At 73.5% G+C, this 26,771-nt stretch carries 19 protein-coding genes; 4 read left to right on the top strand and 15 right to left on the bottom strand.

Annotated elements, in window-relative coordinates:
* Positions 1-91 precede the first annotated feature (91 nt).
* The 7 genes from ACFV1J_RS32205 to ACFV1J_RS32235 form a co-directional block, all read right to left on the bottom strand.
* Complete coding sequence (locus tag ACFV1J_RS32205) at positions 92-496, bottom strand: globin (protein ID WP_385864031.1); 405 nt, start codon at positions 494-496, stop codon at positions 92-94.
* An 824-nt stretch (positions 497-1,320) separates the two neighbouring features.
* Positions 1,321-2,943, bottom strand: coding sequence for an FHA domain-containing protein (locus tag ACFV1J_RS32210; RefSeq protein WP_385864033.1), 1,623 nt, complete (start codon positions 2,941-2,943; stop codon positions 1,321-1,323).
* Positions 2,944-3,276: 333 nt separating this feature from the next.
* Positions 3,277-4,797, bottom strand: coding sequence for a PP2C family protein-serine/threonine phosphatase (locus ACFV1J_RS32215; protein ID WP_385864034.1), 1,521 nt, complete (start codon positions 4,795-4,797; stop codon positions 3,277-3,279).
* A 1-nt stretch (position 4,798) separates the two neighbouring features.
* A complete protein-coding gene (locus ACFV1J_RS32220; RefSeq protein WP_385864037.1) occupies positions 4,799-7,414 on the bottom strand; it encodes a tetratricopeptide repeat protein in 2,616 nt (871 codons plus the stop codon).
* On the bottom strand, positions 7,411-8,703 hold the full coding sequence (locus tag ACFV1J_RS32225; protein ID WP_385864038.1) for a hypothetical protein: 1,293 nt from the start codon (positions 8,701-8,703) through the stop codon (positions 7,411-7,413). The genes ACFV1J_RS32220 and ACFV1J_RS32225 overlap by 4 nt, the downstream gene beginning before the upstream one ends.
* A gap of 268 nt (positions 8,704-8,971) precedes the next feature.
* A complete protein-coding gene (locus ACFV1J_RS32230; protein WP_385864041.1) occupies positions 8,972-10,000 on the bottom strand; it encodes a glutamate ABC transporter substrate-binding protein in 1,029 nt (342 codons plus the stop codon).
* A 242-nt stretch (positions 10,001-10,242) separates the two neighbouring features.
* Entirely contained in the window at positions 10,243-11,616 is a 1,374-nt protein-coding gene (locus tag ACFV1J_RS32235) for a hypothetical protein (RefSeq protein WP_385864043.1), read from the bottom strand.
* A 740-nt stretch (positions 11,617-12,356) separates the two neighbouring features.
* Between ACFV1J_RS32235 and ACFV1J_RS32240 the strand changes: the two genes are divergently transcribed.
* Together ACFV1J_RS32240 and ACFV1J_RS32245 are read left to right on the top strand one after the other, a co-directional pair.
* Positions 12,357-13,049, top strand: coding sequence for a FadR/GntR family transcriptional regulator (locus tag ACFV1J_RS32240; protein WP_385864045.1), 693 nt, complete (start codon positions 12,357-12,359; stop codon positions 13,047-13,049).
* 354 nt (positions 13,050-13,403) lie between these two features.
* Positions 13,404-13,733: a hypothetical protein gene (locus ACFV1J_RS32245; RefSeq protein ID WP_385864046.1), complete on the top strand. Its 330-nt coding sequence runs from the start codon at positions 13,404-13,406 to the stop codon at positions 13,731-13,733.
* A gap of 265 nt (positions 13,734-13,998) precedes the next feature.
* Here ACFV1J_RS32245 and ACFV1J_RS32250 read toward each other — a convergent pair whose 3' ends face one another.
* From ACFV1J_RS32250 to ACFV1J_RS32280, 7 genes are all read right to left on the bottom strand, one after another.
* The gene (locus ACFV1J_RS32250; RefSeq protein WP_385864048.1) at positions 13,999-15,018 is read right to left on the bottom strand and encodes an N-acetylglucosamine kinase; all 1,020 of its coding nucleotides are present in this window, start codon (positions 15,016-15,018) and stop codon (positions 13,999-14,001) included.
* The gene (locus ACFV1J_RS32255) at positions 15,009-16,262 is read right to left on the bottom strand and encodes a 6-phospho-beta-glucosidase (protein ID WP_385864050.1); all 1,254 of its coding nucleotides are present in this window, start codon (positions 16,260-16,262) and stop codon (positions 15,009-15,011) included. The genes ACFV1J_RS32250 and ACFV1J_RS32255 overlap by 10 nt, the downstream gene beginning before the upstream one ends.
* 8 nt (positions 16,263-16,270) lie before the next feature.
* Entirely contained in the window at positions 16,271-17,179 is a 909-nt protein-coding gene (locus ACFV1J_RS32260; RefSeq protein ID WP_385864053.1) for a carbohydrate ABC transporter permease, read from the bottom strand.
* A gap of 3 nt (positions 17,180-17,182) precedes the next feature.
* Positions 17,183-18,148 carry a carbohydrate ABC transporter permease gene (locus tag ACFV1J_RS32265; RefSeq protein ID WP_385864055.1) on the bottom strand — a complete coding sequence of 322 codons (966 nt, stop codon included), beginning with the start codon at positions 18,146-18,148 and terminating at the stop codon, positions 17,183-17,185.
* A 45-nt stretch (positions 18,149-18,193) separates the two neighbouring features.
* Positions 18,194-19,534, bottom strand: coding sequence for an ABC transporter substrate-binding protein (locus tag ACFV1J_RS32270; protein ID WP_385864057.1), 1,341 nt, complete (start codon positions 19,532-19,534; stop codon positions 18,194-18,196).
* Positions 19,535-19,608: 74 nt separating this feature from the next.
* Positions 19,609-20,748, bottom strand: coding sequence for an ROK family transcriptional regulator (locus ACFV1J_RS32275; protein WP_385864059.1), 1,140 nt, complete (start codon positions 20,746-20,748; stop codon positions 19,609-19,611).
* A gap of 316 nt (positions 20,749-21,064) precedes the next feature.
* A complete protein-coding gene (locus tag ACFV1J_RS32280; protein ID WP_385864061.1) occupies positions 21,065-22,156 on the bottom strand; it encodes a mechanosensitive ion channel family protein in 1,092 nt (363 codons plus the stop codon).
* A 288-nt stretch (positions 22,157-22,444) separates the two neighbouring features.
* Here ACFV1J_RS32280 and ACFV1J_RS32285 point away from each other — a divergent pair, with 288 nt between their 5' ends.
* Complete coding sequence (locus ACFV1J_RS32285; protein ID WP_018088296.1) at positions 22,445-22,981, top strand: HNH endonuclease; 537 nt, start codon at positions 22,445-22,447, stop codon at positions 22,979-22,981.
* A 65-nt stretch (positions 22,982-23,046) separates the two neighbouring features.
* Here ACFV1J_RS32285 and ACFV1J_RS32290 read toward each other — a convergent pair whose 3' ends face one another.
* A complete protein-coding gene (locus ACFV1J_RS32290; RefSeq protein WP_385864085.1) occupies positions 23,047-25,989 on the bottom strand; it encodes a beta-N-acetylglucosaminidase domain-containing protein in 2,943 nt (980 codons plus the stop codon).
* Positions 25,990-26,496: 507 nt separating this feature from the next.
* Here ACFV1J_RS32290 and ACFV1J_RS32295 point away from each other — a divergent pair.
* Positions 26,497-26,766: a hypothetical protein gene (locus ACFV1J_RS32295; protein ID WP_385864064.1), complete on the top strand. Its 270-nt coding sequence runs from the start codon at positions 26,497-26,499 to the stop codon at positions 26,764-26,766.
* Positions 26,767-26,771: the final 5 nt, after the last annotated feature.

A 26,771-nucleotide genomic window follows, 5' to 3' on the forward strand; every position in this document is an offset into this window, starting at 1 on the left:
CTTGACCGGATCGTGACGCGATGTGTCCGGCAGCGCACGCCCGCGGCGCGACGGGGGCGCGGGGAGGTGTGACGTATCTCTCGTGCGGTCGTCAGTCCGCGGTGTTGATCATCGACGCGGCGGCGTACGTGAGGTAGTCCCACAGTTGCGCCTCGTGTTCCTCGGCCAGGCCGAGCGAGTCCACCGCGTCCCGCATGTGCCGCAGCCAGGCGTCGTGCGCGGCCCGGTCGACGGTGAACGGTGCGTGCCGCATCCGCAACCGCGGGTGCCCACGGCCGTCGCTGTACGTGCGGGGCCCGCCCCAGTACTGCATGAGGAACAGCGCCAGCCGCTCCTCGGCCGGGCCCAGGTCCTCCTCCGGGTACATCGGCCGCAGCAGCGGGTCCTCGGCGACTCCCTGGTAGAAGCGGTGCACCAGGCGCCGGAAGGTCTCCTCGCCACCGACCTGCTCGTAGAAGGTCTGCTCCTGCACCGTGCCGCGTGGAATCTCGTTCACGGCTCCATGGTGACAGACGCTGCGCGGGGCTTGGCTGGCCTCCGACGTACCTGGCTGTCTCGCCGGGGGGCTCGCCGTTGTGCTGCGCTTTGCGGTGCCTCCCACGTACCTGTCTGTCTCGCCGCGGGGCTGGCTCGCCGTTGCGCGCTTTGCGGCGCCGCGTACGTTGTCGGCTGTCCCGTCGTGGGGCGTGTTCGCCGTTGCGCCTGGCGGCGGGCGTGGTGTTTTTGGGTGCGGTGCCGGCCCTCCAGACTTCGTCCTCCGGTCCAGCCCCTCCCGTTGGTGGGGGGTGAGAGGCCGGTGGGGGCGGGCGTTGTCGTTCGGCGGTTTCTCGTGTCGTGCGGTGTCTTGTGTCGTGCGGTGTGGGGAATTCCGCGCCGGCCGGTCGAGTTGAGGCCCTGCAGGGGGCGCCCGTACCCCTTACGGGATCTGTTCGCCTCTCCCCTACGGGACCGCCGACCCCCACGTCCACCCCTACCCACCCTTCTCCCTCCCCCAACGGGAGGGGACGGGCCGGAGGGGCCGGTTGTGTGGACGTAAAGCGAAGCAGTCCACACGACCGGCCCCGGAGGACCGTCACCGCACCCACCACCACCCAGCCCGCCGCAGGCGCAACGGCGACCAAGATCCGCGGCGCCGCAGACAGGTGCGTGGGAGGCGCCGCAAAGCGCAACGGCGAGACGCCCCGCGGCGCCGCAGAAAAGTACGTACGGGGCGCCGCAAAGCGCAACGGAGAACAACAACCGCGGCGCCGCAGACGGGTACGTACGGCGCGCCGCAAAGCGCAACGGCCCCGCGGCGGGAAAGCCAGGTACGTGGGAGGGCTAGCCCCGACGCACCGTGAGGGTCGTCCAAGCCCCCACATGCACCCGGTCGCCCTCGTGGAGCGGCACCGGCACGTACGGCTGGATCGGGTCCTCGGCGAGGTTGATCGTGGTGCCGTTGGTGGAGTTCTGGTCCACCACCGCCCAGCTGCCGTCCTGCTGCTGCGCCAGCAGTGCGTGCTGGTGCGAGACGCCCGGGTCCTCCGGCGGGCTGCCCAGGTCGATGTCCGGGGACTCGCCGGTGCTGTTGCGGCGGCGGCCGACCGTGAGCTGGCCGTTGGCGAGCGGCAGCACCTGCTCGGGGGAGTACGAGGGCAGGTTGAGCCCCGCCGCCTCCGGGCCGCTGCGGCCCATCATCGCCATGAAGTACTCGCGGTCCGGGGCGATCGCCACCACCCAGCCGTCACCGACGACCGGCGGCGGGCCCTGCGGCGGTGCGGCGGGACCCTGGCCGGGACCGCCGTTCCACTGCTGGTCCGGGCCGGGCCCCTGCTGCGGCGGCATCTGCTGCTGCTCGTACGGGGCCGGCGGCTGGTCGTAGGGACCGGGCTGCTGGTCGTAAGGACCGGGCTGCTGGTCGTACGGGCCCGGCTGCTGCGGCGGGAACGGCGCGGGCGGCTGCTGCTCGAACGGTGCCTGCGGGCCGGGGCCGGGCGGCGCGGGCGCCATCGGCGGCGCGCCCTGGGCGGCGGGCGGGCTCAGCGGCCAGTCGTCGTTCTGCTGCGGCGGGGGCGGGCCGGGCTGTCCGGCCGGGCCGGGGCCGGGCATGCCGGGCGGCGGTCCGGGCTGTCCGGGGAAGCCGCCGGGGGCGGGCTGGCCCATGCCGGGCGGCATGCCCTGCGGCTGCTGGGGGTGCGGCGGCGGGAAGCCGTAACCGCCCTGGCCGTCCTGGCCACCGGGGCCGGGCATCGGCTGGCCGGGGCCGCCGGGGCCGGGTGCCGGGGGCGGGAAGCCGTAGCCGCCCTGGCCGCCCTGGGTGCCGGGGCCGCCAGGTCCGCCGGGGCCGGGTGCGCCGGGCGGCGGGCCGGGCTGCTGGCCCATGGGCTGCCCGGGCGGGGCGTAGGACATCGGGGAGTTGGTGAGGAAGTTGTAGCGGCACTCGCCGCAGAACGGCGCCATCCCGTCCCGCGGCGTACGGCACTGCGGGCACGGCTCGCCCGGGGCGCCCGGCCCGCCGGGAGCGGACTGGTCGGGTCCGGGGCCGGGCATCGGCTGGCCGAGGCCGGGGCCGCCAGGGCCGCCGGGACCGGGTGCCGGCGGCGGGAAGCCGTAACCACCCTGGCCACCCTGCGTGCCGGGGCCGCCGGGGCCGGGCGCGGGCGGCGGGAAGCCGTAGCCGCCCGGAGGGCCCTGCGGGTCGGGGCCGCCCGGGCCGAGACCTCCGAAGCCGGGTCCGGGGCCGCCAGGGCCAGGTCCGGGGCCGCCGGGGCCGGGGGCGCCGGGCGGCGGGCCCGGCTGGCCCTGCGGCGGACCGGGCTGGCCGGTCGGCTGCGCGGGCGGTGGTGTGTTCAGGAAGCCGGCAGGCAGGGAGGGCGGCGGGGGGACAGCACCCGGCATCCGCTGGCCGCACACCTCGCACCAGTCTTCGGCCACCGACTGGTGGCCGTTCGGGCAGGTCGGCATGTCGGTTCTTCCCCCTCCGTACCGTTTACTTGCTCTGGTACTGCTCGGTACTGATCGTGGTTCTCTGTCGCTTTTTTTCGTGCTGCGACGGTGCGCGTGGCGCGTGCGGCGGGAGTCGTCCCGCCCGCCCCGGCACCCTTCGCCTTCCGTCGCACAGTACCGGGCGCCGTCTTGACGACGCCCACCACCTTCGCAAGGAGTTTCGCACTCTCCTCCCCCCGTGCGACTCCGGACGGCCGGTCAATGCCGCCCGAAGTCCCCGTTCCACGGCCGGAATCGGATCGAACCTCCGATAAGCCGTCATCCCTCCCCTGGTGACCGGCTTGTGGTGGTTCAGCCCGTCCGGCCGGGGGCCGGTGCGGGGAACGGCACGACCGCCACGGTGACGTTGTCGTGCCCGCCGCCGGCGAGGGCGTGGGCGACCAGCGCCCGGGCGGCGGGCAGCGGCCGGGCCGGCGCGTCGTACGGCAGCACCGCGGCCATCTGCTCCGCGGTGTCGGCGTAGTTCCACAGCCCGTCCGTGCACACCACCACGACGCCCGGCCCGTCCGGCTTGAACGACGCGGTGTGCGGCTCGACCTCGTAGGCGTCGGCGCCCAGCCAGCCGGTGATGGCGTGCGCGCGCTGGTCGGCGTTGGCCTCTTCCTCCGACATCAGGTTGTTGGCGACCATCTGGGCGGCCCAGGAGTCGTCCTCGGTGAGCCGGACGGGCGGCGCCGTACGGTCGTTGGGGATCCAGTACGCGCGGCTGTCGCCGACCCAGCCGACGGTCAGCAGCTCACCGCCGACCAGCACGCCGACGATGGTGCAGGCCGGGGCGTTCTGCTGGCGGTGCTCGTCGTGCACGATCGAGGGATCGTCGGCCAGCGCGTCCACCGCGGCGGACGCGGTCAGGACGGCGTCGTGCATGGCCTGCTGGGGGTGGGCGCCGCGCGGCAGGGAGGCCGCCAGCGCCTCACCGGCCGCCTCGGACGCCGCCCGGGAGGCGTCGTCCGGTCGGGTCGCCGAGGAGACCCCGTCACAGACCACGGCCGCCACGGCGGGCGCGCCGTCCGGCAGCGCGGCGGCCCGCAGCGCGAAGAAGTCCTCGTTGCGGTGGTGGCGGTGGCCCCGGTCGCTGACCGCCGCGATGCCCGCCAGCTCCCGCTCCATGTGGTCCCGTTCCGGTCCCGTGGCGGCGGCCTCCGGGGCGGGTGCCCCGGCGGGCGCGGCGACGGGCGGTGCCGGAGCCGGCGGCGGATCGAAGGGCGACCCGCCCGATGGCGGGTCGAACGGCGACCGTCCCGACGGGACATCGAAGGGCGTCTCCTCCGGGGCGGCCGTACCGGTCCCGTCCATACCCGCGCCGGTCCCGTCCGTGGTCGCCCCGGCCCCTTCGGCGTGCGCTCCGGCCGCGGCGTCGGCGACCGCCTCGTACCCGGCCACCCGCGGATCGGCCGGCGGACCGGCCGGGGAAGCCGCGTCCACCCCCGGCAGACGGGTGCCGGGATCGGGCGGCGGCGGACCGGCCGGGGCGCCACCGGCGGGCGGTACGGGCGGTGCGGCCGGTGCAGGCGGTACGGGGGGCCGCGGCGGCACGGGGGGCGCGGGTGGTACCGGGGGCGCGGGCGGCGCCAGTTCGTACGCCGACGGCTCCGAAGACTCCGGCCTCTCCGACACATCCGGCGTCTCCGGCGTCTCCGGCGACTCCGACGGATGCGAAGTCGCCTGTGTCGCCGAAGTCGCCGGTGTCGCCTGCGTCCCCTGCGTCCCGGCCGTCGCCGGCAGGGCGGCACCGCACCGCCCGCAGAACTCGTCCGCCGCCTCGTACGGCTCGTCGCAGCCCGCACACCGGAACGGCCCAGTCACACCCATGTCACACCCATGTCCTGGGGCGGAAGCGGTTGGCCCGTTCCACCAGTTCGATCCTTCTCTCACCACGTTCCGCCAGCCGCGCCAGCAGGCGGTACGACCGTTCCAGGCCGAACCGCAGCCCGCGCTCGTCCAGTGGGCTGCCGAGCAGCACCGGCGGTCCGCCGCCGGCGGCCGTACCGTCCGGTCGGGCACCGTGGCTCCCGGAGAGTACCCAGTCCAGGGCCGCGCCGAGTACCTCGGTGGCGAGTTGTTCCCGCCGCCCGGCGTCCAGGCCGAAGTCCGCGAGCGCCTCGACCTGTTGGGCGGCCGCCCGCAGGTCCGGCCACAACGGATCCTCCGGGGGTCGCTGCCGCAGTCGGGCGCGGACCGCCGCGATCCGCGCCGCGGTGTAGTGGATGGACGACGCGGGGACGGACTCCAGGGCCTCGACCGCGCCCTCCCGGTCGCCCGCCGCCAACCGCACCCGCGCCAGCCCGAACGCGGCGCTGACGTAACTGCGGTCGGTCGCCCACACCAGGCGGTAGTACTCCACCGCGTTGTCCCACTGCTCCAGCAACTCGGCGCACAGGCCCAGCGCCAGCTTGGGCGCCGGCTCGCCCGGGAACGCGTCGTAGACCGCGTCGAAGGCCAGCGCCCCGGCCTCCCGGTCGCCGGTCGCCAGTGCCACCAGGCCGCGGTGCCACACCACCCGCCAGTCGGCGCCCCGGTCACGGGACGCCTCACCGGGCCCGTCACCGGACGCGTCGGCGGACCGGACCGCGGTGTCCCACGGCCCGGCGGGCGGATCCGCCAGCTGCGCCAGTACGTCCTGGGCCGCCGCGGCGTCGCCGTTCTCCAGATGGGCGCGCAGCTCCCGCAGCCGCACCTCCAGGGAGGCGACGGGCGCGGCGCGCAGCGCGGGCAGGAGTTCGGCCGGGGCGGCGGTCAGCAGCCCGGCCAGCAGCCCGGCACCCGGGTCGGCCGGATCCACCCGCGGCACCGGCAGTGCGAGCGCCGCACGGGCCACGTCCAGCGGCCGCAGCGCCGGCCCGGAGGGCACCGCCGCCCCGGCCCGGTCCGGGGCCGGGCCGCGCGCCCCCAGCAGCGAACTGTCGCCCTCCTGCGGCGCCAGCAGCTCGGTGTCCGCCGCCCGCAGCTCCGGCCCGAACAGCTGCGACAGCGCCGGCCGCGGCTCGCCCGACCGGACCGCCACCACCTCCCGCAGCACCCCCGTCAGCTGCTCGGCCATCTCCTGCGCCGACCCGAACCGGCGGTCGCGGTCCGGGTCCGTGGCACGCACCAGCAGCCGGTAGAACGACTCGTAGGCGCGGAACACCTCGATGTGGTCCGGATCGGGCAGCGAATCGGCGAAGACGTTGGTGTAGCCCTGGAAGTCGAAGGTGAGCACGGCGAGGGTGCGCGCGACGGTGTAGAGGTCGGAGGCGACCGACGGGCCCAGCGCGGCAATCTCCGGCGCCTGGTAGCCGATCGTGCCGTAGATCGGGCTCTCGTGGTCGTCCATCCGGCGCACCGCGCCCATGTCGATCAGCTTGAGCTGGTCGTGCTGCTGGATGGCGTTGTCGACCTTGAAGTCGCAGTACAGGTAGCCGCGGCTGTGCAGATGGCCGAGCGCCTCCAGCGCCTCGATGCCGTACGCACAGGCCTGCTCCACCGGCAGCGGATCGCGCCTCCCCTCGGGAGTGCGCCGGTCGTTGGCGATGTCCTTGAGCGACTTGCCGCCGACGTACTCCATGACGATGTAGCCGTCGAGACTGCCGGTGTCCCGGTCGAGGTGCTGCACGAAGTTGTAGATCCGCACGATGTTGGCGTGCTCGATCTCCGCCAGGAACCGCCGCTCGGACATCGCGACCGCCAGTGCCTCCTCGTCACCGGTGTCCAGCAGCCCCTTGAGCACCACCCAGCGGTCCGACACCGCCCGGTCGATCGCCAGATAGATCCAGCCCAGCCCGCCGTGCGCCAGGCAGCCCACGACCTCGTACTGGCCGTGCACCATCTCCCCGGGCCGCAACTTCGGTACGAAACTGTACGGATGGCCGCACTTGCCGCAGAACCCCTCCGTACGGCCCGGCCGGTCACCGCGCGCACGGCCCACCGGCGCACCGCAGTCCGCCCGGCTGCAGAACCGCTTGCGCTCCGGCACCTCGGCATGCGTCAGCACCGCCGTCCGCGGATCGGGCCGCGGCACCTGCGGCACCGTCACCAGACCCACGCCCAGCCGCCCCCGCGCCGACCCGGACGACGCCGCGCCGCCGCTACCGCGCGCCGACACCGCCGCCACCCCGCGCACCGTCCGGCCGGACCCGTCGCGCGGCAGCCGCCCGGACACCGAACGCCGCGACACCGGCCGCCGGGACCCGGGCACGCGCCCGGACGTCCCCGCACCGGAACCCGGGCCGGGGGAGGGCACGGTCAGCAGCGCCCCGGCCGCCTCCCGCGCCTCCGGTCCGGCCACGAACGCCCGGCCCGTCACACCCGTCGGCGGCGCCGCCAGCAGCCCGTCCGGCGACACCACCGGCGGCAGCCCGCACACATCGCAGTACCGCTCACCGCCGCCGACGTCCTCGTAACCGCCCGCACAGTCCCGCCGCTGGCAGCGCTCGCCGGCCCGCTCCGTCACGAATCCCCCCTGCCCTCCGGCGCTTGCGGAACCAGCACCTCCGCCGCCGCCTGCTGATAGCGCCACACCGCCTGCTCGGCCGCCCGCAGATCGCACGGCGCGCTCCACAGCATCCGCCGCGCGAGGTCGTACCGCTCCACCAGCAGCGGATCCTCCGCCAGGCCGTGCCGCGCCACCCTCGCCCGGCACGCGTCCAACCGGCCGCGCAGCTCCGCCCGTACGGCCAGCGGCGCGGTCACCGCCGTCAACGATTCGCGGGCCCGCTGCAGTTCGTCCTCCGCGCGCTCCTCCAGGCTGTCCAGCAGCGGCGACAGCCGGTGCCACTGCGCCCGCCGGCGGTACTCCGCGGCCGCCGCCAGCTGCTCGTGCAGCGCCGTCGACGGGCCGCTGACCGCCGGCACCTCCGACGCGGCGATCTTCGCCAGCACCTCGCCGCGCGCCTGCCGCGCCTCGGTCAGCGTCCGGTCCGCCCGCGACAGCACGTCCCGCAGCCGCATCAGCCGCCGCTCGGCGTCCTGCCGGACGTCCAGCACCGCCGCCACCTCCCGCCGGATGTCCTCCAGCGCCCGCGCCGCACGGTCGTAGCGCTCGGTGTCCGGCCGGCCGCCGCCGGGCGCCGAACTCCCCGTCGCCGACGACACCCAGAACGCCAGCGGATCGGCGATCACCCGCGCCCGCAGCCGCGCCAGCTCACCCGTGATCCGCTCCAGATCGTCACCGGCCGGATGCTCACCGGGCCGCACCCCCACCGAATGCGCCAGCGACCGGGTCCGCTGCAACTCGGCCGACAGCAGGTCTATCCGGGCCGGCAGCGCCGACCACACCGCGTCGGCCGCCACGATCACGTCCAGGGAGCGCGCGTACAGCCCGTTCATCCGCGCGACGAGCTCCTCCAGGCAGTACCGCTCACCCGGACCGCTCACCCCCGGCACCGTCACGCCCGCGCCGTGCAGCAGCTCCGTCAGCGCCGCCAGGTCCTCCGGGGACGGCCAGCGCCGCCGCGCCCGCAGCTCACGCGCCGCCGCCAACGCCCCCGTATACGCGTCGAACAGCGCCCACAGCACCGTGATGGACCGCTCCGTGTCGGCCCAGCGCTCCTTCGTGGTGCCCGACAGATCCGCGCCCTCCAGCAGCCGGCGCCCCGCATGGTCCTGCAGCGCCAGCAGCGAGGTCTCGATTGCCTCGTACTCGGCGCCGAGCCGCGCCAGGGCGCGGTCCACCTCCTCCAGGCCCAGCACCGGGGCATCGGAACTCCCCGCCGAACCGGGGACAGGTCCAGGGACCCCCATCGATCACCTCTCCAATACGCGTACGCTGCACGGCGATTGCTGCGACCGAGTCCGCGCGGCTGCTGCGGTCCGGCTCCCTCCGCCTCCTGTTCTGTCCGCTTTCCATAGTGACGGCATCGGGCACTTCGTGGGGCGATCGGCCGGGTGACACCGCTCCCGGGGGGCCTCTTGACTTTCCGGGGGCCGTTGTTGACGTTCCTCGCGGCCGTTGTTGACGCCCCGGGCCGTATGGGCGGCTCGGCTCCGCGTGGGGCGGCGCGCGGAGGAGTCAGTCGCTGTACTCCGGCGACGGCGGGCCCGATATGTCCGGCAGATCGGCCTTCAGCCACTTGCGGTACGCCCGCATCCACGGACCGTCGGACGCCCCGCCGGCCCGGTAGTCGTCCAGGACCTTGTTGACCCGGCGCACCAGATCCGTGTCGGCCTCGTTCATCGCCACCCCGTACGGCTCGTCCGTGAACGGCCGGCCCTTCAGCTCCACCCTCGGATCCTGCGCCGCCTGCGCCGCGGCCAGCGCATTGTCCGTGACCACCGCGTCCGCCTGGCCCAACTGCAGCCGCACCAGGCAGTCGAGCTGGTTGGGCACCGTCAGCACCTTCGCGCCGTGCGGCCGCGCCGCCAGCTCCGACTCACCCGTCGAACCGGCCGCCGTGCACACCCGCTTGCCGCGCAGCGAATCGTCGAACGCCTTCACGCCCGACGACTTCGGCGCCAGCACCTGCTGCCCGCCCTGGAAGTACGACGTCGAGAACGCCACGAGCTTCTTGCGCGCGCAGTTGATCGTCATCGTGCGCACCACCATGTCGACCCGGCGCTTGCGCAGCGCCGGTATCCGCTGGTTCGTCGGCACCGCCTTGAACACCACCTTCGCGTGCGGCCCCAACATGTCCGCGGCGATCGCCCGCGCCAGATCGATGTCGAAGCCCGCCAGCTTGCCGGTCGCCGGATCGCGGTAACCCCACCGGTAGGTGTTCTGGTCGACCCCGACGACCAGCTGGCCCCGCTCCTTGATCCGCGTCACCGCCGGCCCGTCGTCCGACGACGGCCGCAGGCTCTCCGCGGCGTTCCCCGGCGTGCACCCCGCCGCGGCGGACCGGGCCGGCGCAGGCCCGTACGCCCGGTGCGTCACCACCGGCGACGAGGCACGCCCCGCACCGCCGCCCACGGCACCGTCCTCGGCCCCGACGGCCAGCGTCGGCACCAGCACCGCCGCCGCGGCCGCCATCACCCCCATGCCCGCCACGACCGGCGCCAGGACGGCCCGCAGATTCCCCAGCACCCGCCCCCGCACGCTCATGCCCCCCTCACCACGCCTTCTCCCCGATGCCCCGCCGCCCACCGGTACTCCGTTTTCCCTCACCGGCACTTCGCCGCCCACCGGTATTCCGTCACTCACCGGTGTTCCGTCACTCACCGGTACTTGGCCGCTCACCGGTGCTCGGTCACTTACCGGTGTGCCGTCACTCACCGGAATTCCGGCGCTTACGGGCACTTCGCCGCTCACCGGTACTCCGGTTTCCCTTACCGGCACTTCGCCGCTCACCGGTACTCCGCCAGCCTGCGCCCGATACCCAGCACCGCGCCCAGGGCCCCCACCAGTGCCAGTGCCCCGGCACCCACCGGCAGCCCGTCCAGCGCGCCCCGCCCGGCGTCCGCCGCCGTACGGAACTCCGCCTGCTCGTGCACCAGCGCCCGGGACAGCCCCGCCGACACCCGGTCGAAGGACTCACCCGTCGAACCCGTGCCGTCGACCACCTTCGCCAGTGCCTGCTCGTACTCGCCCTTCTCGTCCGCCGTCCGCGCCTCGGCATGCCGCACCTGCCACTGGCGTACGGACCCCAGCGCGGCGCGCACCGGCGTCCGCCCCGCCTCGTCGTCGGCCAGCGCCAGCGCCGCCCCCAACCGGCTCCGCGCCGCCGCCGGACCCCGCTCACCCGGCCCCGCCAGATCCGTCATCCGGTTGCGGAAACCCGCCTCGTAGAAGTCCTGCTGATCATCCGTGAGCACCGCGCCGCGCGCCACCAGGGTCAGATTCTCGTTCCCGCGCGCCTGCAGTGCATCGATCCGCGCCTCGTTGAGCACCCGCAACGACCGGGCGCCGTGCTCGTACGACTCCGTCAGCCCCGCGCGCGCCACCGCATGCCCCACCACCAGCCACAACAACACCGCCACGGAAGCCGCCGTGGCCGCCAGCAGCCCGCGGTTGAACACGCGGTTGGTCCGCCGGTAATGCCGCCGCTGCGCCCACCCCAGCGCGGCCACCGCCAGCACCCCCGCCACCAGCGCCGCCCACGGCCAGGCCTTCGCATCGGCGTAGTCCGCCGCCAGCCGGTCCGACTCCGCCTCGTACAACGCCCGGGCGGCCGGGAGGAGTTCCTTCCGCATCCGCTCGTTCGCATACCGCAGATACGCCCCGCCCAGCGGCAGCCCCTGCCGGTTGTTCGCCCGCGCCGTCTCCACCAGGCCCGTGTACTGCGGCAACTGGCGGTTGAGCCGGGCGATCTGCTCGCCCGCGCCGTCCGAACCACGGGCGCTCTGCGCCGCCTTGGTGAGCAGCTCCGCCGCGGTGGCGATGTCCTTGCCGTAACGCTGCCGGGTCGCCGCATCGCCCTTCCCGCCCGCCAGGAACCCTCCGGCGGCCGTGGTGTCGGCGTCCGCCAGGGACCGGTAGATGCTCGCCGCGTCCGCCGTCAGCGGCTGACTGCGCTCGACCACGTCGTCCGCGGCCGCCGCCCGGTCCGCGACCTGCCACGCCGCGGCCGCCCCGAAGACCAGCACCAGCAGCGCCAGCACCGCCCCGATCGCCCGCAGCCGCCCCGGCTCGGTCGTCGCCGCGGCACGCAGCTCGTCCAGCCCCTCGGCCCAGGCCGGACGGCGCGCCGGAGCGGGCGGCGCCACGCTGCTGGTCGGCACGGACGACACAGATCCTCCCCCTGGGTCGCTGACACGCCACCGGCCGCCCTGCGCGGCGCCCGAACGCGCTCACGACAAGGACCGGTGCATGGGCAGCAGTATGTCCGCCGCCACTGACACGCACACCGCGATTGGCTCGATCCTGCCCTGATCGCCCTCGCCGCCGGCGCACAGCGGCCCCACGAGCCGGCGGGAGCGGCGCACCGGCGCACGACCCCGGCGGCCCGCCCCCGCACTAAAGTGACGGCCGGAGCCCGCGCCCCACCATGAGCCGGTCACGACAGTCACGACAGCCATAACAGCCGTGGCCAGCCAGCACGGCGGTGGCCCGGCGGGACCGGTATGGATGCCGGACGCACCAGACGTCGGAGGATGGCACCACGGATGCCGAAGGGCCCGAAGGAGCATCGGGAAGGCCCAGAAGGACTGGAAGGAGACCACCAGGCCCGGAGAAGACCCCACCGGGCCCGGAAGGAGAGCACCAGGCTTGCACGAAGGCGCCACCGAGCCCGCGAGAAGAGCACCAGGCCCGGAAGAAGAGCACCAGGCCCGCAAGACGCAGAAGCCCCGGAAGACATCAGGGGAGTCTGGCGGTCACGTACGACACCGCCGCCGCCCCGGGTCGACCGCCCAAGCACGCCGGCCGGCCGCCCACCACCCTGGACGGACGGCCCACCACCCTGGACCGACGGTCCACCACGCCGGGCAGGACCGCCCACCACCCGAAGGGAAGTGATCTCATGCAGCCCGTCCGCAAGGGCAGGGTGTCGCTCGTGGAGACCGCGACCGACGAGATCCGCTCCCAGATCGTGAACGGCACCTGGCCGGTGGGCAGCCGCATCCCGCCCGAGAGCGCCTTGTCCGAATCCCTCGGGGTCAGCCGCGCCTCGGTCCGCGAGGCCGTCCGCTCGCTGGTCCACTCCGGCCTCCTCGAACCCCGGCAGGGCGACGGCACCTTCGTGATCTCCGACGACGACAGCGCGGTCGCCCTCCGCCGCCGCCTCGAACGGGCCGAGCTCAGCCACGTCACCCAGGTTCGCCAGGGCCTCGACGTGGTCGCCGCGCGCCAGGCCGCCAAGCACCGTACGGACGCTCAACTCGCCGGCATCGAGGCCGCACTGGCCCGCCGCAAGGCCGCGCTCGCCGCCCACGACGCCGAGACCTTCACCGCCGCCGACGCGGAGTTCCACGTCCTGGTCGCGGAGGCCAGCGCCAACCCCGTACTCGCGGACATCTACCGCTCCCTCAGCGCCGCCCTGCGCGAGGAACTCCGCCGCGCCGCCTGCCTCGACACCGCCACCGCGGCCCCCACCGACCCGCACTCCCGGCTCACCGACGCCATCCGAGCCCAGGACCCCCAAGCCGCCGTCGACGCCGCCGTCCTCCTCCTCGCCGGCCACGTACGCGATCTGGCCCTTCCCCTCGACGACTGAGCGCCGCTGAATGCCTGAGTGCCTCTGAACGACTGAGTGCTCTGGATGCCTGAGAGCCCCTGGACGACTTAATGCCTCCAGGCGACGGAGCATTCCTCGGCGGCTAGGTGCCTGTCGGCGACTCAGAGGCACTCGACTGAGTGGCCCTCGGCTGAGTGGCCACTCGGCTGAGTGGCCCTCGACGACGGAGCCGTCGCAGCCGGGGGCGCGCACGCCCCGCCTCCCCGCCCCCTCCTCGCCCCCGCGCGCCGCTACCACCCCCACCCTCCTTCAACTACTCTCAGTAACGAAAGAAAGCGACAGGGGCGCGGACCAGACGGCCCGACCACCGCGCCCCAAGACTGGGAGATCACCATGCACCGCATCCGCACACTCCTCGCCCCCCTCACCAAGCGCCCGCAACCCGGCGCCTCCCCGCTACCGGTCACCCCGTTGGCCAGCGGTTTCCTCACCATCGGGACCACGACATACATCGACCCGCACGGCACCTACCCTCTCGACCACCGTCCGGACGGCACCCCGACCATCATCATCAACGACACCACCCACCCCCTCACCATCCTTACGGAGAGCGACAACTCTCACCCCGCCACCGCACGCCCGCACAACCTCCCACCACCCCTCGTCCTGGCCCCCGGCGAACGCACGAAGACCCGCCGGGGGGACGGGGTACGGGTGGGCTGAACCGAACCGGAGGGGGTGTGCTGGGGGGCTGAACCAGATACGGAGCACTGGGGGGAGGGGGAGGGGGAGGGGGAGGGGCGGGGTGGGCGGGGCGCCCCCGACCAACCCGGCCACCCCTAGCCACCCCCAGCCACCTCCGACCAACCCCGCCCCTCCCGGCCAGGAAACCCCCGAACAGCGACCACCTCACCGAGCAGCCCGGGCCAGAGGATTCCGGCCCTAACGCCCCTGTCTCCCCCCGGAGTTACCCGCCCATCTGTCCCGGTCATCCGTCATAAGTCCCCCGCAGGCGCTCATAAGCCCCCGGTGGGGACCCTGCCTGGTCCAAGGTGGCGAGGGCGGCGCCGAGGACGGGTGGGGCGGTGAGGACATGGGGGACGGCCTTGGGGGCGCGTTCGGACAGCAGGCGGGTGAGGTGGTCGTGGAGGAGGGGGTGCCGGGCGGCCAGGACGCTGCCGCCCAGGATGACGGGGGTGGGGTCGGCGAGCAGGTCCAGGCGGCGCAGGGCGACGGTGGCCATGGTGGCGATCTCCTCGGCCTGGCGGGCGACGAGGGTGCGGGCGACCGGGTCGCCGTCGGCCGCCACGGTGAAGAGCAGGGGGGTGAGTTCATGGCGGCGGTGCGCGGGGATACGGCCCAGGTGGAGGCCCTCGATCAGCTCGGCCATCGTGGTCAGGCCGAAGTGGGCGGGCAGGGCGCGGGTGAGTGCGGTGGGGTCGCCGCGGCCGTCCTCGGCGCGGGCCGCCCACCACAGGGCCTCGTCGGCGAGGTGCGCACCGCCGCCCCAGTCGCCGGAGATCCGCCCGACGGACGGGAAGCGGGCGGTGGCTCCGCCGTGGCCCAGACCCGCGCAGTTGATGCCGGCCCCGCACACCACCGCCACCCCCACCGGCTCCCCGTCGTCCGGCAGTCCGGCCCGCAGCAGCGCGAAGGTGTCGTTGCGGACGGACACCGTACGGGCCCAGCCGCGGGCGGTGATCTCCGCGGCCAGTGCCTCCTCCTCCGCCGGGAAGTCGGCGTTGGCGAGGAAGGCCGAGAGGTGACCGACGGGGCCGGGCCGTCCGGCTTTCGCGAGGGCGGCCGCGACCAGGGGCGCGAGGGTGTCGACCGCGCGGGCGGTGCCGACCACCGGTGGCTGGAAACCACCGCCGCGCGCCGAGCCGAGCAGCCGCCCGTCTGTGGTCACCAGCGCCACGTCGGTCTTGCTGTTGCCCGCGTCGACGGCGAGTGCCACGTCGGTGGCGAGCGTGGCGTCGATGGCGAGCGCCGTGCTGGTCAGGCCCACGTGAGGTGCTCCCGGTTGTGCGCGATCAGCAGGTCGGTGAGCCGGTCGGCGTGGTCGATCTGGCCGATGAGGGGGTGGGAGAGGAGCGCGGCGAAAACCCGGTCGCGGCCGCCGTGCAGCGCGGCGTCCAGGGCCAGCTGCTCGTAGGCGGTGACGTGGGCGATCAGGCCGGCGTAGAGGGGTTCGAGGGGGCGTACGGGGAGGGGGGTGACGCCGGTGGCGTCCACGGTGGCGGGGACCTCGATGACCGCGTCATCGGGGAGGAAGGGCAGCGTGCCGTTGTTGAGGGCGTTGACGACCTGGATGTCGCCGGTGTCCGCCAGCAGGGAGGAGGTCAGTGCCACCGCCGCCTCGGAGTAGTAGGCGCCGCCGCGCCGGGCCAGCAGGTCCGGTTTCTCGTCGAGTGCGGGGTCGGCGTAGAGGGCGAGCAGTTGCTGTTCGATGGCGGCGACCTCGGCGGCCCGGGACGGTTTGCTGCGCAACTCCTCGACGACGGCGTCGTGTTGGTAGTAGTAGCGCAGGTAGTAGGAGGGGACGGCGCCGAGGCGGTCCAGGACGCGCCGGGGGAGGCGCAGATCGGCGGCGAGGGCGTCGGCGTGTTCGGTGAGCAGCTTGGGGAGGACGTCCTCGCCGGCGACGCGGACCGACCGCTCCCAGGTGAGGTGGTTGAGCCCGACGTGTTCCAGGGCGACCTGGTCGGGGGCGACGCCCAGGAGTGCGGCGAACTTCCGCTGGAAGCCGATCGCCACGTTGCACAGGCCGACCGCCTTGTGGCCCGCCCGCAGCAGTGCGCGGGTCACGATGCCGACCGGGTTGGTGAAGTCGATGAGCCAGGCGTCCGGGTTCGTACGGCGGACCCGCTCGGCGATCTCGAGGACCACGGGCACGGTCCGCAGTGCCTTGGCGAGGCCGCCGGCGCCGGTGGTCTCCTGCCCGACGCAGCCGCACTCCAGCGGCCAGGTCTCGTCGTGGTGGCGGGCGGTCTGGCCGCCGATGCGCAGCTGGAGCAGGACGGCGTCGGCGCCCTCGATACCGGCGTCCAGGTCGTCGGTCCAGGTGATCCGGCCGGGGTGGCCCTGTGCGGCGAAGATCCGCCGGGCCAGGCCGCCGACCCTCTCCAGCCGGTCCAGGGCCGGGTCGACGAGGACGAGTTCGGCCAGCGGCAGCAGGTTGCGCAGCCGGGCGAAGCCGTCGATGAGTTCGGGGGTGTAGGTCGAGCCGCCGCCGACCACTGCGAGCTTCATATCCGTTCTCAGCCCTTTACTCCGGTGAGGGTGACGCCTTCGACGAAGGCCTTCTGTGCGAAGAAGAAAACGACGATGACCGGGGCCATGACCAGCAGCGTCGCGGCCATGGTGAGGTTCCAGTTGACGCTGTGGGCGCTCTTGAAGGACTCCAGTCCGTAGGAGAGCGTCCAGGCGGCGGGGTTCTGCGCGGCGTAGATCTGCGGGCCGAAGTAGTCGTTCCAGCAGAAGAAGAACTGGAAGAGGGCGATGGCGGCGATGCCCGGTCTGGCCATCGGGACGACGATCCTCAGCAGGGTGCGCAGTTCCCCGCAGCCGTCGACCTTCGCCGATTCCAGGTACTCCTGCGGGATGGTCAGCAGGAACTGCCGCAGCAGGAAGATGGAGTACGCGTCGCCGAACGCCATCGGGATGATCAGCGGCCACAGCGTGCCCGCCAGGTGGAACTGCTGGGCCCACACCAGGTACATGGGGATCACGACGACCTGCGGGGGCAGCATCATCGTGGCGATGACCAGGATGAGTGCGGTGCGGCGGCCGCGGAAGCGGAACTTGGCGAGCGCGTAGGCGACGGGGACGGCCGAACAGACCGTGAAGAGGGTGCCCAGGCCCGCGTACATCAGGGAGTTCTTCCACCAGTCCAGGAATCCCGGGGTGCGGAAGACCGTGACGTAGTTGGACCAGTGCCAGGTGTCCGGCCAGAGTTCGCCGCTCATGGCCTGGCCGTCGCTCATCACGGACGTCAGGAAGACGAAGACGAAGGGCAGCAGGAAGAAGAGGGCGGCGGCGACGGCGACGGTGTGTACCGCGATCCAGTGCAGCAGCCGGGTGCGGCGGGCGCGGGTGCGGGCGGCGCCGTGGCCGGGGTGGCCGGCCGGGGCCGGGGCGGGGCGGGCGGTGAGGGTCGTGGTGGTCATCGGTCAGTCCTCCGCCGGGAGCAGGCCGGCGCGCTTGCGCATCAGCAGGGTGGTGACGGCCATGGCGACGGCGAAGAGCACGAGGGAGAGCACGCATGCCGCGCCGGTGTTGAAGTTCTGGAAGCCGAGGGAGTAGACGAGCTGCGGGACGGTGAGGGTGGAGTGGTCGGGGTAGCCGGGCTGGATGACGGTGCCGGGCCCGATGGAAACGCCGGAGGCGAGCTTTCCGGCCACCAGCGCCTGGGTGTAGTACTGCATGGTCTGGACGACGCCGGTGACCACCGCGAACAGCACGATCGGGGTGATCGACGGCCAGGTGACGTACCGGAACTTCCCCCAGGCGCCCGCGCCGTCCAGTTCGGCGGCCTCGTACTGCTCCTTCGGCACGTCCAGCAGCGCCGCCATGAAGATCACCATCAGGTCGCCGATGCCCCACAGGGACAGCATCACCAGTGAGGGTTTGGCCCAGTCGGGGTCGTTGAACCAGGACGGTGCGGGAATGCCGAGGGTGCCGAGGAGGTCGTTGACCGGTCCGGTGCCGGGATTGAGGAGGAAGACGAAGGCGACGGTGGCGGCCACCGGCGGCGCGAGATAGGGCAGGTAGAAGGCGGTGCGGAAGAATCCGGCGCCGCTTTTGACCTTGGTGACGAGCAGACCGATGCCCAGGCCGAACACCACCCGCAGGGCGACCATCACGGTGACCAGCCAGAGGGTGTTCCACAGGGCCGGGCCGAACAGCGGCATCTGTGTGAGGACGTATGTCCAGTTCCGCAGGCCCACGAATTCGGGCGGTTCGATCTGGTTGTAGTGCATGACGGAGAAATAGCCGGTGGCGAGCAGCGGATAGCCGAAGAACACCGAGAATCCGACCAGCCACGGGGAGAGGAAGCCGAGCACGCGCAGCCGTTCGCGGGCGCGTTTGCGCCGGAGTGCGGGCGCCGGTGCGGGGGCGGTGGTCGTGGTTGCCATGGCGGTTCTCCGTCGGTTCCCGGCCGTCGGTTGCCCGGACGGCCGTCAGTTCTCGGACTGGAGGGTGTCGGCGTCGATCTGGGCGTCGAGTGCGCGCAGGCCCTTTCCGAGTTCGGGCACCTTTCCGGCCTCGACGTCGTAACTGAAGTCCTGGAGTGCGGTGACGTACTGGCCGCCGTTGGTGGACGGTGGAAGGGCGACGCTGTGCGGGTGCCGGGCGATGCGGAGGAAGGTGCGGAACGTCGGATCGGCGTCCAGCTTCGGGGAATTCAGGGCCGCTTTCGTGGACGGCACGTTGTGGATGGCGTTGGCGAACCGGACCACCTGATCGGTGTCCGTGGTCAGGAATTTCACCAGTTCCCAGGCCGCGTTCTGATGGGTGCTGCCGTGCGCGATACCGATCACGGTGCCGGTCAGATATCCCTTGCCGTAGGTGTCGGCCCGGTCGTCGGGCACCGGCATCGGCGCGGTGTCCCAGCCGAAGGGGGCCTTGGCCTGGCGCAGCATCAGTCCGCGCCATTCACCGTCCATGTGCATGGCCACCTTCTGTGTCAGGAAGGCGTTCTGCGAGGACATTTCGTCGCCGAAGGTGGTGCGGAACTTCTCCAGCGGTCCGTAGCCGCCCTGGGCCTCGATCAGTTCCCGTTGGAAGGTGAGGAACTGCCGGGTCGCCGGTTCCTTGGCGAGCCGGGATTTTCCGTGGGCGTCGAAGTAGCGGGGTTCCCACTGGGCGAACAGCCGGTCCGGACTGTTCTGGTAGAGGCGGAAGTTGGGCATGAATCCCACCCGCCGGTAGGAGCCGTCCTTGGTGCGCCGGGTGAGGGTGACGGCGTCCCGTTTCAGTTCGGACATGGTCCGAGGGGGCCGTGTGATGCCTGCCTCCCGGAAGGCGTCCTTGTTGTAGTAGAGCCCGAAGGCATCGGCGAGCAGTGGCAGGGCGCACTGCTCGCCCCGGTAACTCGTGTAATCCAGCAGGGTTTTCGGGAAGATCTTCTCCTTGACCACGCCGGTTTTCCTCAGGAACGGGTCGAGGTTCGCCCACATGCCCGACGAGCAGTACTGCCCGACGTTGTTGGTGGTGAAGGACGAGACCACGTCCGGTGCGTCGTCCCCGCCGGCCCGCAGGGCCTGGTTCATCGTTTCGTCGGTGACGTTCGGGACGACCTTCACCGTGATGTTGCGGTGCCGTTTCTCGAACCGCGCGACGGAATCGTTGATCGCCTTCATTTCTTCCGGCGTCGACCAGCCGTGCCAGAAGGTGAGGGTGACGGGCTTGGTCGGGTCGTCGCGGTCACTGCCGACGCTCGGGTGGGCGCAGCCGGTAAGGAGCAGCCCGGCACCGGCCAGTGCCGCGGAAAGCCGGTGGCGCAGACGGGGGAGCGGCATGGCGGACGTCCTTTACGGCGGGGCGGATTTTCCTTTGCGCGGGGAGAATTCCTGGGCGGGGCTGGCCGGGCGAGTCAGCCGGTCGTGTCGAACACCGCGTCGCGGGCTTCGGCGAGCGCCGTGCGCAGCGCGCCGATGAGGATCGGATTGCCGTCGATGTCGCTGAGCCGCAATTCCGGTCGGGGCAGCGCGAGTCCGGTGAATTCCTCCTCGACCAGGGCGCGCAGCGCCTCCCCGCCGGCCTGCGGGACTTCCCCGGAGAGCACCACCAGGCGTGGGTCGACCACCGCCACCACGGCCGCCAGCCCGGTGGCCAGCCGCCGCGCGACCTCCTCGCGTACGTCGTCCCTGGCCAGCGCCTCGCCGACGGTACGGACCGCGGGCGCCCCGTAGGCATGGGCGAGTGCGATGACGCTCGGGGAGCCGACGAGCCGCTGGAAGCCGCCGCCGGCGTCCGGCCGTGCGGCGCTGCGGTCGCCGCCCCGGGCCAGCGGCGCGCCCGGCAGCGGCATGTAGCCGATCTCGCCGGCGCCGCCGGTGGCCCCGCGCAGCAGCCGGCCGCCGAGCACGATGGCGGCGCCCACGCCCTCGTCCGCCCACACCAGCACGAAGTCGTCGAAGTCCTGGGCCGCGCCGTCGTGTTGTTCGGCGACCGCCGCCAGGTTCACATCGTTCTCGATGGTGATGGGCGTGCCCAGCACCTCGGCCAGCTCTTCCTTGAGGGCGCGCGAGTGCCAGTCCGGCAGGTGGGGGGCGTAGCGCAGCCGGCCGGTTTGCGGGTCCAGGGCGCCGGGCGTGCCGATCACCGTTCCGTGCAGCTGCTCGCGGTCCAGTCCGGCCTTGGCCAGCGCTCCGTCGACGGCCTCGGCGACGAGCCGTGCGGTGCGGTTCGGTACGTCCTTCGCGACGGCGTCGGTGCCGACCCGTTCCTCGCCGAGCACCCGCCCGGTGATGTCGGCGACCGCGGCGGTGATCCCCAGCTGGTCCACGGCCAGCGCGGCCACCTGCGCGGCCGCCGGATCGACCTCGTACAGCTGGGCGTTGGGTCCGGGCCGCCCGGTGACGTTGCCGGTCGTGCGCACCAGTCCGGCCGCCTCCAGCCGGGCCAGCAGCTGCGAGGCGGTGGGCTTGGACAGCCCGGTCAGCTCGCCGATCTGCGTACGGGTCAGCGGCCCCTGCGACACCAGCAGGTCGAGCGCCGCCCGGTCGTTCATGGCACGCAACACCCGTGGCGTCCCCGGCGTCCCCTGCGCCTGCTGCCCACCGGCCAAGTCCGTCACCCCGTTCACCGGTGGCCGACCCGGCCACCGCATCTGTTAGGAAACTTTCCAATCGATGAACAGGAAGGTAGGCGGCACACCGGGCGGCGTCAATGGGTGCGACGGGGTGGGTTGACCGAACGCCGCCGGCGCAGCGGCCGCACCCGGGGGGCGCGCGTGCAGCGGGCCGCGCACACGGAAGGAGGGGCGCACCGCCGTGATGCGGTGCGCCCCTCCCTGCTTTGCGGTGCGCCGTTCTGCGGGGCGCGGCCTACTTCACCGACTTCGGCACCGCCGCCAGCGGCTCCGCGGCCTGAGCCTGCGGCGAGGTGGGGTTGTTCAGTGCGGAGGGGGCCGCCACCGTGGCCGTGGGGTCCGCCGCGGGCAGCTCCTCCTCGTCGGCGGGGGCCGGGCGGGGGGCGAGGTGGACGCCGGCGGCGTCCAGGGCCCGCTTGATCCGCCAGCGCAGTTCGCGCTCCACGCCCGCGGCCTTGCCCGGCATGGTCCGGGCGGACACCGAGAGGGTGACCGTGTCGAGGTGCACCTCGCTGAGGCCGAGGACCTCCACCGGCTCCCACAGCTGCTCGTTCCACGGCTCGGACTTCGACATCGCCTCGCCGACCGCGGTGATGGTGTCCCGGGCCCGCTGGAGGTCCTGGTCGGCGGCGAGGACGACGTCCACGGCGGCCGTGGACCAGCCCTGGCTGAGGTTGCCGATCCGCTTCACCTCGCCGTTGCGGATGTACCAGATCGCACCGTTCGGGCCGCGCAGCTTGGTGACCCGCAGACCGACCTCGATGACCGTACCGGTGGCCACCCCGGCGTCGATCTCGTCGCCGACGCCGTACTGGTCCTCAAGGATCATGAAGACGCCGGAGAGGAAGTCCGTGACGAGGTTGCGGGCGCCGAAACCGATCGCGACGCCCGCCACGCCCGCGCTGGCGAGCAGCGGCGCCAGGTTGATCTTCAGGACCGACAGGACCGTCAGCGCGGCCGTGCCCATGATCACGAAGGAGGCGACGCTGCGCAGGACCGAGCCGATCGCCTCGGACCGCTGGCGGCGGCGCTCGGCGTTGACCAGCAGCCCGCCCAGCGCGGTGCCCTGAGCGGCGGCCGCGGTGCGGTTCATCCGCTCGATGAGCTTGGTGATCGTGCGGCGTATCACATGCCGGAGCACCACCGCGATCACGAGGATGAGCAGGATCTGCAGACCGGAGGTGAGCCACGTCCCCCAGTTCTCCTGCACCCAGCCGGCGGCGTTGGTGGCCTTCTCCGTGGCGTCGTCGAGCGAGGACGAGCCGGTGGAGCCGGCGGGGGCGGCGCGCAGCTGCGCGGCGGCGACCGTCGAAGCGGACCAGAACACAGTCGAACCTTCCGTATGGGACAGCAGACCCGGACCGCTGCGGGACCCAGCGACCGGGCTGACCAACCACACTAACGGGGCAACCCGGGTGGCCCGCGCCCGTGTTCGACCGGTCACATCCGCGGAAGGCGGGAATGAGCCGTATCCGGCGGGACGGGCGGGGGTGTGGTGGAAAACACCTCGGGGCCGTTACCCGGTCATGGTGGCGCTCCGACCAGGCACCGGGGGACACTGTGGAGAGATCGTCCCGGCGCGAGCCACGCGCCGCCGGCGTACAAGGAGGCACCCGTGCCGCATGTCCTGGTCCTCAATGCGTCGTACGAGCCGCTCGGCGTCGTACCGCTCCGCCGCGCGCTCATCCTCGTCCTCAATGAGAAGGCTGTCAGCCTCGAGGAGTCCGGCGCCCTGATGCACAGCGCGACCCGTGTCATTCCGGCCCCCAGTGTGGTCCGCCTGAAGCGGTTCGTGCGGGTGCCCTTTCGTGGCCCCGTGCCACTGACCCGCCGGGCGCTCTTCGCGCGTGACGGCGGGCGCTGTATGTACTGCGGTGGCGTCGCAACCAGCGTCGACCACGTCATCCCGCGCAGCCGCGGAGGTCAGCACACCTGGGAGAACGTCGTCGCCGCCTGTCGGCGCTGCAACCACGTCAAAGCGGACCGCCATGTCGCCGAGATCGGCTGGCGGCTGCGTCATCAGCCCGCCCCGCCGTCAGGACTGGCGTGGCGGATCATCGGCACGGGTCATCGTGATCCGCGCTGGCTGCCGTATTTGCAGCCGTACGGCGCGGATGACGCCTTGGCCCGGATCGATGCCGTGTCGGCATAGGCCGGGCCTTCGTCGTGTTCGGGCGGGCGGAGCCTGCTCCGCCCGCCTGGACACACAACGGTCGGTCACCCGCGGTCCTGCACCGCGTACGCCTCCACCGACCACAGCGAGTACCCGAACCGGGTCGCCCGCTTCTCGCCCTGTATGCGGACGAAGCGGGCGTCCTTCGCGTCCATCCTGATCGATTCCCGGCCGCCCTTGCCGTCCCGCACGGTCGCGGCCGTGCGCCAGCTGCGGCCGTCCGGTGAGACCTGGATGCGGTAGCGGGCGGCGTAGGCGTCCTGCCAGTGGAGGACGAGCTGGCCCAGGCGGGTCGGGTGGGCCAGCGCGAACTGCAGCCAGGCGCCGTCCTCGGCGGGGGAGGACCAGCGGGTCCCCGGGTTGCCGTCGGTGGCCGCGGACGCCGGGAAGTCGGGCGTCTCGTCGCCGGAGGACGTGGCGACCGTGCCGCGCGCCAGGTCCTTGCCGCCGGTGCGCGGATAGACCCGCACGGTCAGGGTCTGCTCGGCGCCGTCGAACTCCACCGGGATCCGGTACGTCCCGGAACGGGCACCCTCGGGGACGTCGACGGTGAGCGGAACCGTCGCGGTCCCGCCGCGCGGCGCGGTGACCTCCTCGGGCGCGTGCACGGTGAAGCCCTTGGGGGCCTTGACCGTCAGCTTGCCGCGGACGTCCTCGGGGCGCCGGGAGAAGATCCGGGCGTCGACCCGGGCGCTGCCGCCGGTCTGCGCGTCCGACTCGGTGCGGGAGAGTTCCAGGCCCGCCGCCGGGGCGTCCGCGAACCACGGGGTCAGGGCGTGGACGGACGGTGCGTCGGCGCCGTTCGCCCAGGTCAGCCGTACCGCGTCGGCCCGCATCCGGCGGGTGGCGGCCTCCGTCCAGCCGGTCGCGGAGAGCCGGCCGAGGCGGCGCCAGCCCTCGCCGGGGACATGCGCCTCCAGGGAGACGGCGCCCGCGGCCGGGCCGGGATCGGTCAGCGCGGTGACCGCGGACAGCGGGCGGACCCGGCCGAAGGGCACGGTCAGCGCGGTCGGGTCGGCGCCCTCGTCGGGGCGCGGGGTGTCGCGCCGGGCGCCGGTCCAGGCGTCGGCCTCGGTCATCGCCCGGTCCAGGAACGGGGCGAGCACCCCCTTGCCGACCGTCGCGGGACTGTGCGCGATCTCCGTGCGCAGCCGCTGCACCTCCCGCTGTGCCGACCAGGCGGCGTCCCCGTCGTCCCGGGCCTGCGCCAGGAGGGTGTCCACCGCCTGCTCGCCGGCCTGCCCGTAGCGGGCCAACTGCGCGGCCCAGGGCCGGATTTCGGCGGCCAGGTCGGAACGGAGGTCGTCGGGGGCGGTGCTCATGGTGTGGAACGCGTCCCGCAGCGCCTTGGCCGCCTTGGCGTAGTCCGCGTCCTTGCCGGGCCGGCCGGCGTTGACCGCGGCCTCGCGGGTCTCCCAGAACCGGTCGATCAGCGGCCGCAGATAGCCGGACTCGCTCTTGTTCAGCAGCGAGGACGCGGCGTTCCCGGCCAGCGCACGCAGCGCCGCCCGGGCCCGTGGGGCGCCGCCCGCCAGGTCGTCGACGGCCGCGTCCCAGGATTCCGCCGGACGGTAGGCGCGCGGGTTCCAGGCGTAGTCGGCGGCGGTGAACAGCGGGATGCGGGACGCCAGCGGCTGCTCCATCGCGTTGGCGAGCAGCGCCGCCGACCCGGTGGCCACGGCCGGTTCGCGGCCCCGGTACGGGCCGAGGAAGATCCGGTCCTGGGCATAGTCGTTGACCGGGTAGTTGTCCATGGTCACCAGCGGGTGGCCGAACGCCTGCCGGGCCGTCACCAGCTCCCCGCCGGTGATCGTCCGCGGGACCACGCCGACGCCGGTCCAGGCCACCTCGACCCGGCCGCCGAGCGCCTCGGCCAGCGCTTCTCGGTACGCCGTCGAGCCGTCCTGGTAGTACTCGGTCGGCATCAGCGACAGCGGCACGGCGTCCGGGTGCCGCTCGTGGAGGTGGTCGGCGAGCGCGTTCGCGATCTTGGCCTGGGCCCGGGCGGCGGCCCGCGGCCCGGTGCCGAAGGCGTCCTCGTCGGCGCCGCAGTGCCATTCGTCGTAGGCGACGTCCTGGAACTGCAGCTGGAAGGAGCGCACGCCCAGCGCCCACATCGCGTCCACCTTGCGGCGCAGCGCCCGCAGGTCCTCCTGTGAGGAGAAGCACAGCGCCTGGCCGGGCGCCAGGGCCCAGCCGAGCGTGACGTGGTTGGCGCGGGCCCGCTCGGCCAGCGCCCGGAACGCGGCGCGCTCCTCCGCCGGGTACGGGTCGCGCCAGCGGGCCTGGCGGTACGGGTCGTCGCCGGGCGCGTACAGATAGCGGTTCTGCTTGGTGCGGCCCATGAAGTCCAGCTGGGCCAGCCGCTGCGGCTGGCTCCACGGCTGCCCGTAGAAGCCCTCGGTGGTGCCGCGTACGGCCGTGCCGGGCCAGTCCCGGACGACCACGGACGCCAGCTGCCGGCCGCCGTCGGGACCGTCGGTGACCAGCTGCCGGAGGGTCTGCGCGGCGTGGAAGAGGCCGTCCGGGCCGACGCCGTCCAGGGCCACCGTGTCGCGGCCGTCGACCCGGCCCACGGCGAGGCGGTAGCCGCCGGTGGGCAGGTCGCCGCGGGCCGGTGCGCGCAGGGCCCGCAGGGCGTCCTCGGCCGGTGCGCCGCCGATCCGGATCACCGGCCCGGCCGCGGGCAGCCGCTCGCCGGGCGCGACCTGGTGCACCGTGCGCACGCCGGCGTCCCGCAGCAGCCCCCGCACCACGTCCAGTGCGTAGGGGTCGGTGTCGGGGGCGGCCACCACGACGGCGGCCTCGCCGAGCGGGACCGCGTCGCCGAGCTCGCGCAGTGACTGCGGCCGTGGCCAGACGGCGGGCGCCTGCCCCGCCCCGGCCGGCCGGTCCGGCTGGTCGGGGCTGCCGACGGCCGGGTCGGCCGGTGCCGCCTGGGCGCTGGGCACCCCGCCGAGCAGGCCCCCGATGACGGCCGCGGCCAGTGCGGTGGTCCCCGCGACCCGTGCCCGGGTGCCCGCGCCGTTCCCCCTGCCGTTCCTACCGATTCTTCCGACGCCCCACACGCCCCGGCCTCGCACGGCTGCTCCTCGTCCGCGTCCGCTGCTCGCCGGCTCGCGCCGGCCCCCGTTCGTCCCCTGAATTGTTCGCTGTCTCCCCGTCGAGGTCCGTTCGGACAGACCTTCGGCCGTGAGCCCACCATTGTGGCGGTGAGGGTGTCAACCGGTCGATGGCGGGGTCCCGGACGGGTGGCTCCGCACGGGTTCCGGCCGCCGCCGCGGAGCGGATGTGCCGGGACCGCCGGCCCGCAGAACTTCCGGTGCCGGGCCCGCTCCCGCCGCGTTCTTCGCGCCCCGCGGCGGCGTGCGCGGGGAAATCGCCTGCCTACGGCATACTGTGACGTGAGTCACGTTTGGTGGGCGATTGCGTCTGCGATCGTGGCGAGTGGGTAGGGCCCACGTGTCCCCATCACCGATGAACGGGAGGCCCTCGTGGCCGCATCCGCTCAGCTGCTCCTCGACGCCCTGTCCTCCAAACCGGGAGGTGTGACCGTGGAGCGCGATCTGTTCGACGGGGTCTCCGACCCCGATTCCGGCCTGGACGGCTCCGGCTCCTACAGCTTCGCCGAGCCGCCCCTGACCAGCGAGCCGCCGCTCGCCGACGCCGCGCCCCTGACCAGCGAGGTCCCGATCGCCGCCGAGCTGCCGCTGACCAGCGAGCCGACAGCCGCCGGCCTGGGGACGGAGTCCATGGAGGTCTGAGGACC

This window comes from Streptomyces sp. NPDC059649, assembly GCF_042734445.1.
GTDB lineage: Bacteria > Actinomycetota > Actinomycetes > Streptomycetales > Streptomycetaceae > Streptomyces.

Bases quoted from the DNA above. Each gene is read 5' to 3' on its own strand.
- ACFV1J_RS32210 (WP_385864033.1), bottom strand. From the start codon at position 2,943: ATGCCGACCTGCCCGAACGGCCACCAGTCGGTGGCCGAAGACTGGTGC.
- ACFV1J_RS32215 (WP_385864034.1), bottom strand. From the start codon at position 4,797: ATGGGTGTGACTGGGCCGTTCCGGTGTGCGGGCTGCGACGAGCCGTAC.
- ACFV1J_RS32225 (WP_385864038.1), bottom strand. From the start codon at position 8,703: ATGGGGGTCCCTGGACCTGTCCCCGGTTCGGCGGGGAGTTCCGATGCC.
- ACFV1J_RS32230 (WP_385864041.1), bottom strand. From the start codon at position 10,000: ATGAGCGTGCGGGGGCGGGTGCTGGGGAATCTGCGGGCCGTCCTGGCG.
- ACFV1J_RS32240 (WP_385864045.1), top strand. From the start codon at position 12,357: ATGCAGCCCGTCCGCAAGGGCAGGGTGTCGCTCGTGGAGACCGCGACC.
- ACFV1J_RS32245 (WP_385864046.1), top strand. From the start codon at position 13,404: ATGCACCGCATCCGCACACTCCTCGCCCCCCTCACCAAGCGCCCGCAA.
- ACFV1J_RS32255 (WP_385864050.1), bottom strand. From the start codon at position 16,262: ATGAAGCTCGCAGTGGTCGGCGGCGGCTCGACCTACACCCCCGAACTC.
- ACFV1J_RS32260 (WP_385864053.1), bottom strand. From the start codon at position 17,179: ATGACCACCACGACCCTCACCGCCCGCCCCGCCCCGGCCCCGGCCGGC.
- ACFV1J_RS32265 (WP_385864055.1), bottom strand. From the start codon at position 18,148: ATGGCAACCACGACCACCGCCCCCGCACCGGCGCCCGCACTCCGGCGC.
- ACFV1J_RS32270 (WP_385864057.1), bottom strand. From the start codon at position 19,534: ATGCCGCTCCCCCGTCTGCGCCACCGGCTTTCCGCGGCACTGGCCGGT.
- ACFV1J_RS32275 (WP_385864059.1), bottom strand. From the start codon at position 20,748: ATGAACGACCGGGCGGCGCTCGACCTGCTGGTGTCGCAGGGGCCGCTG.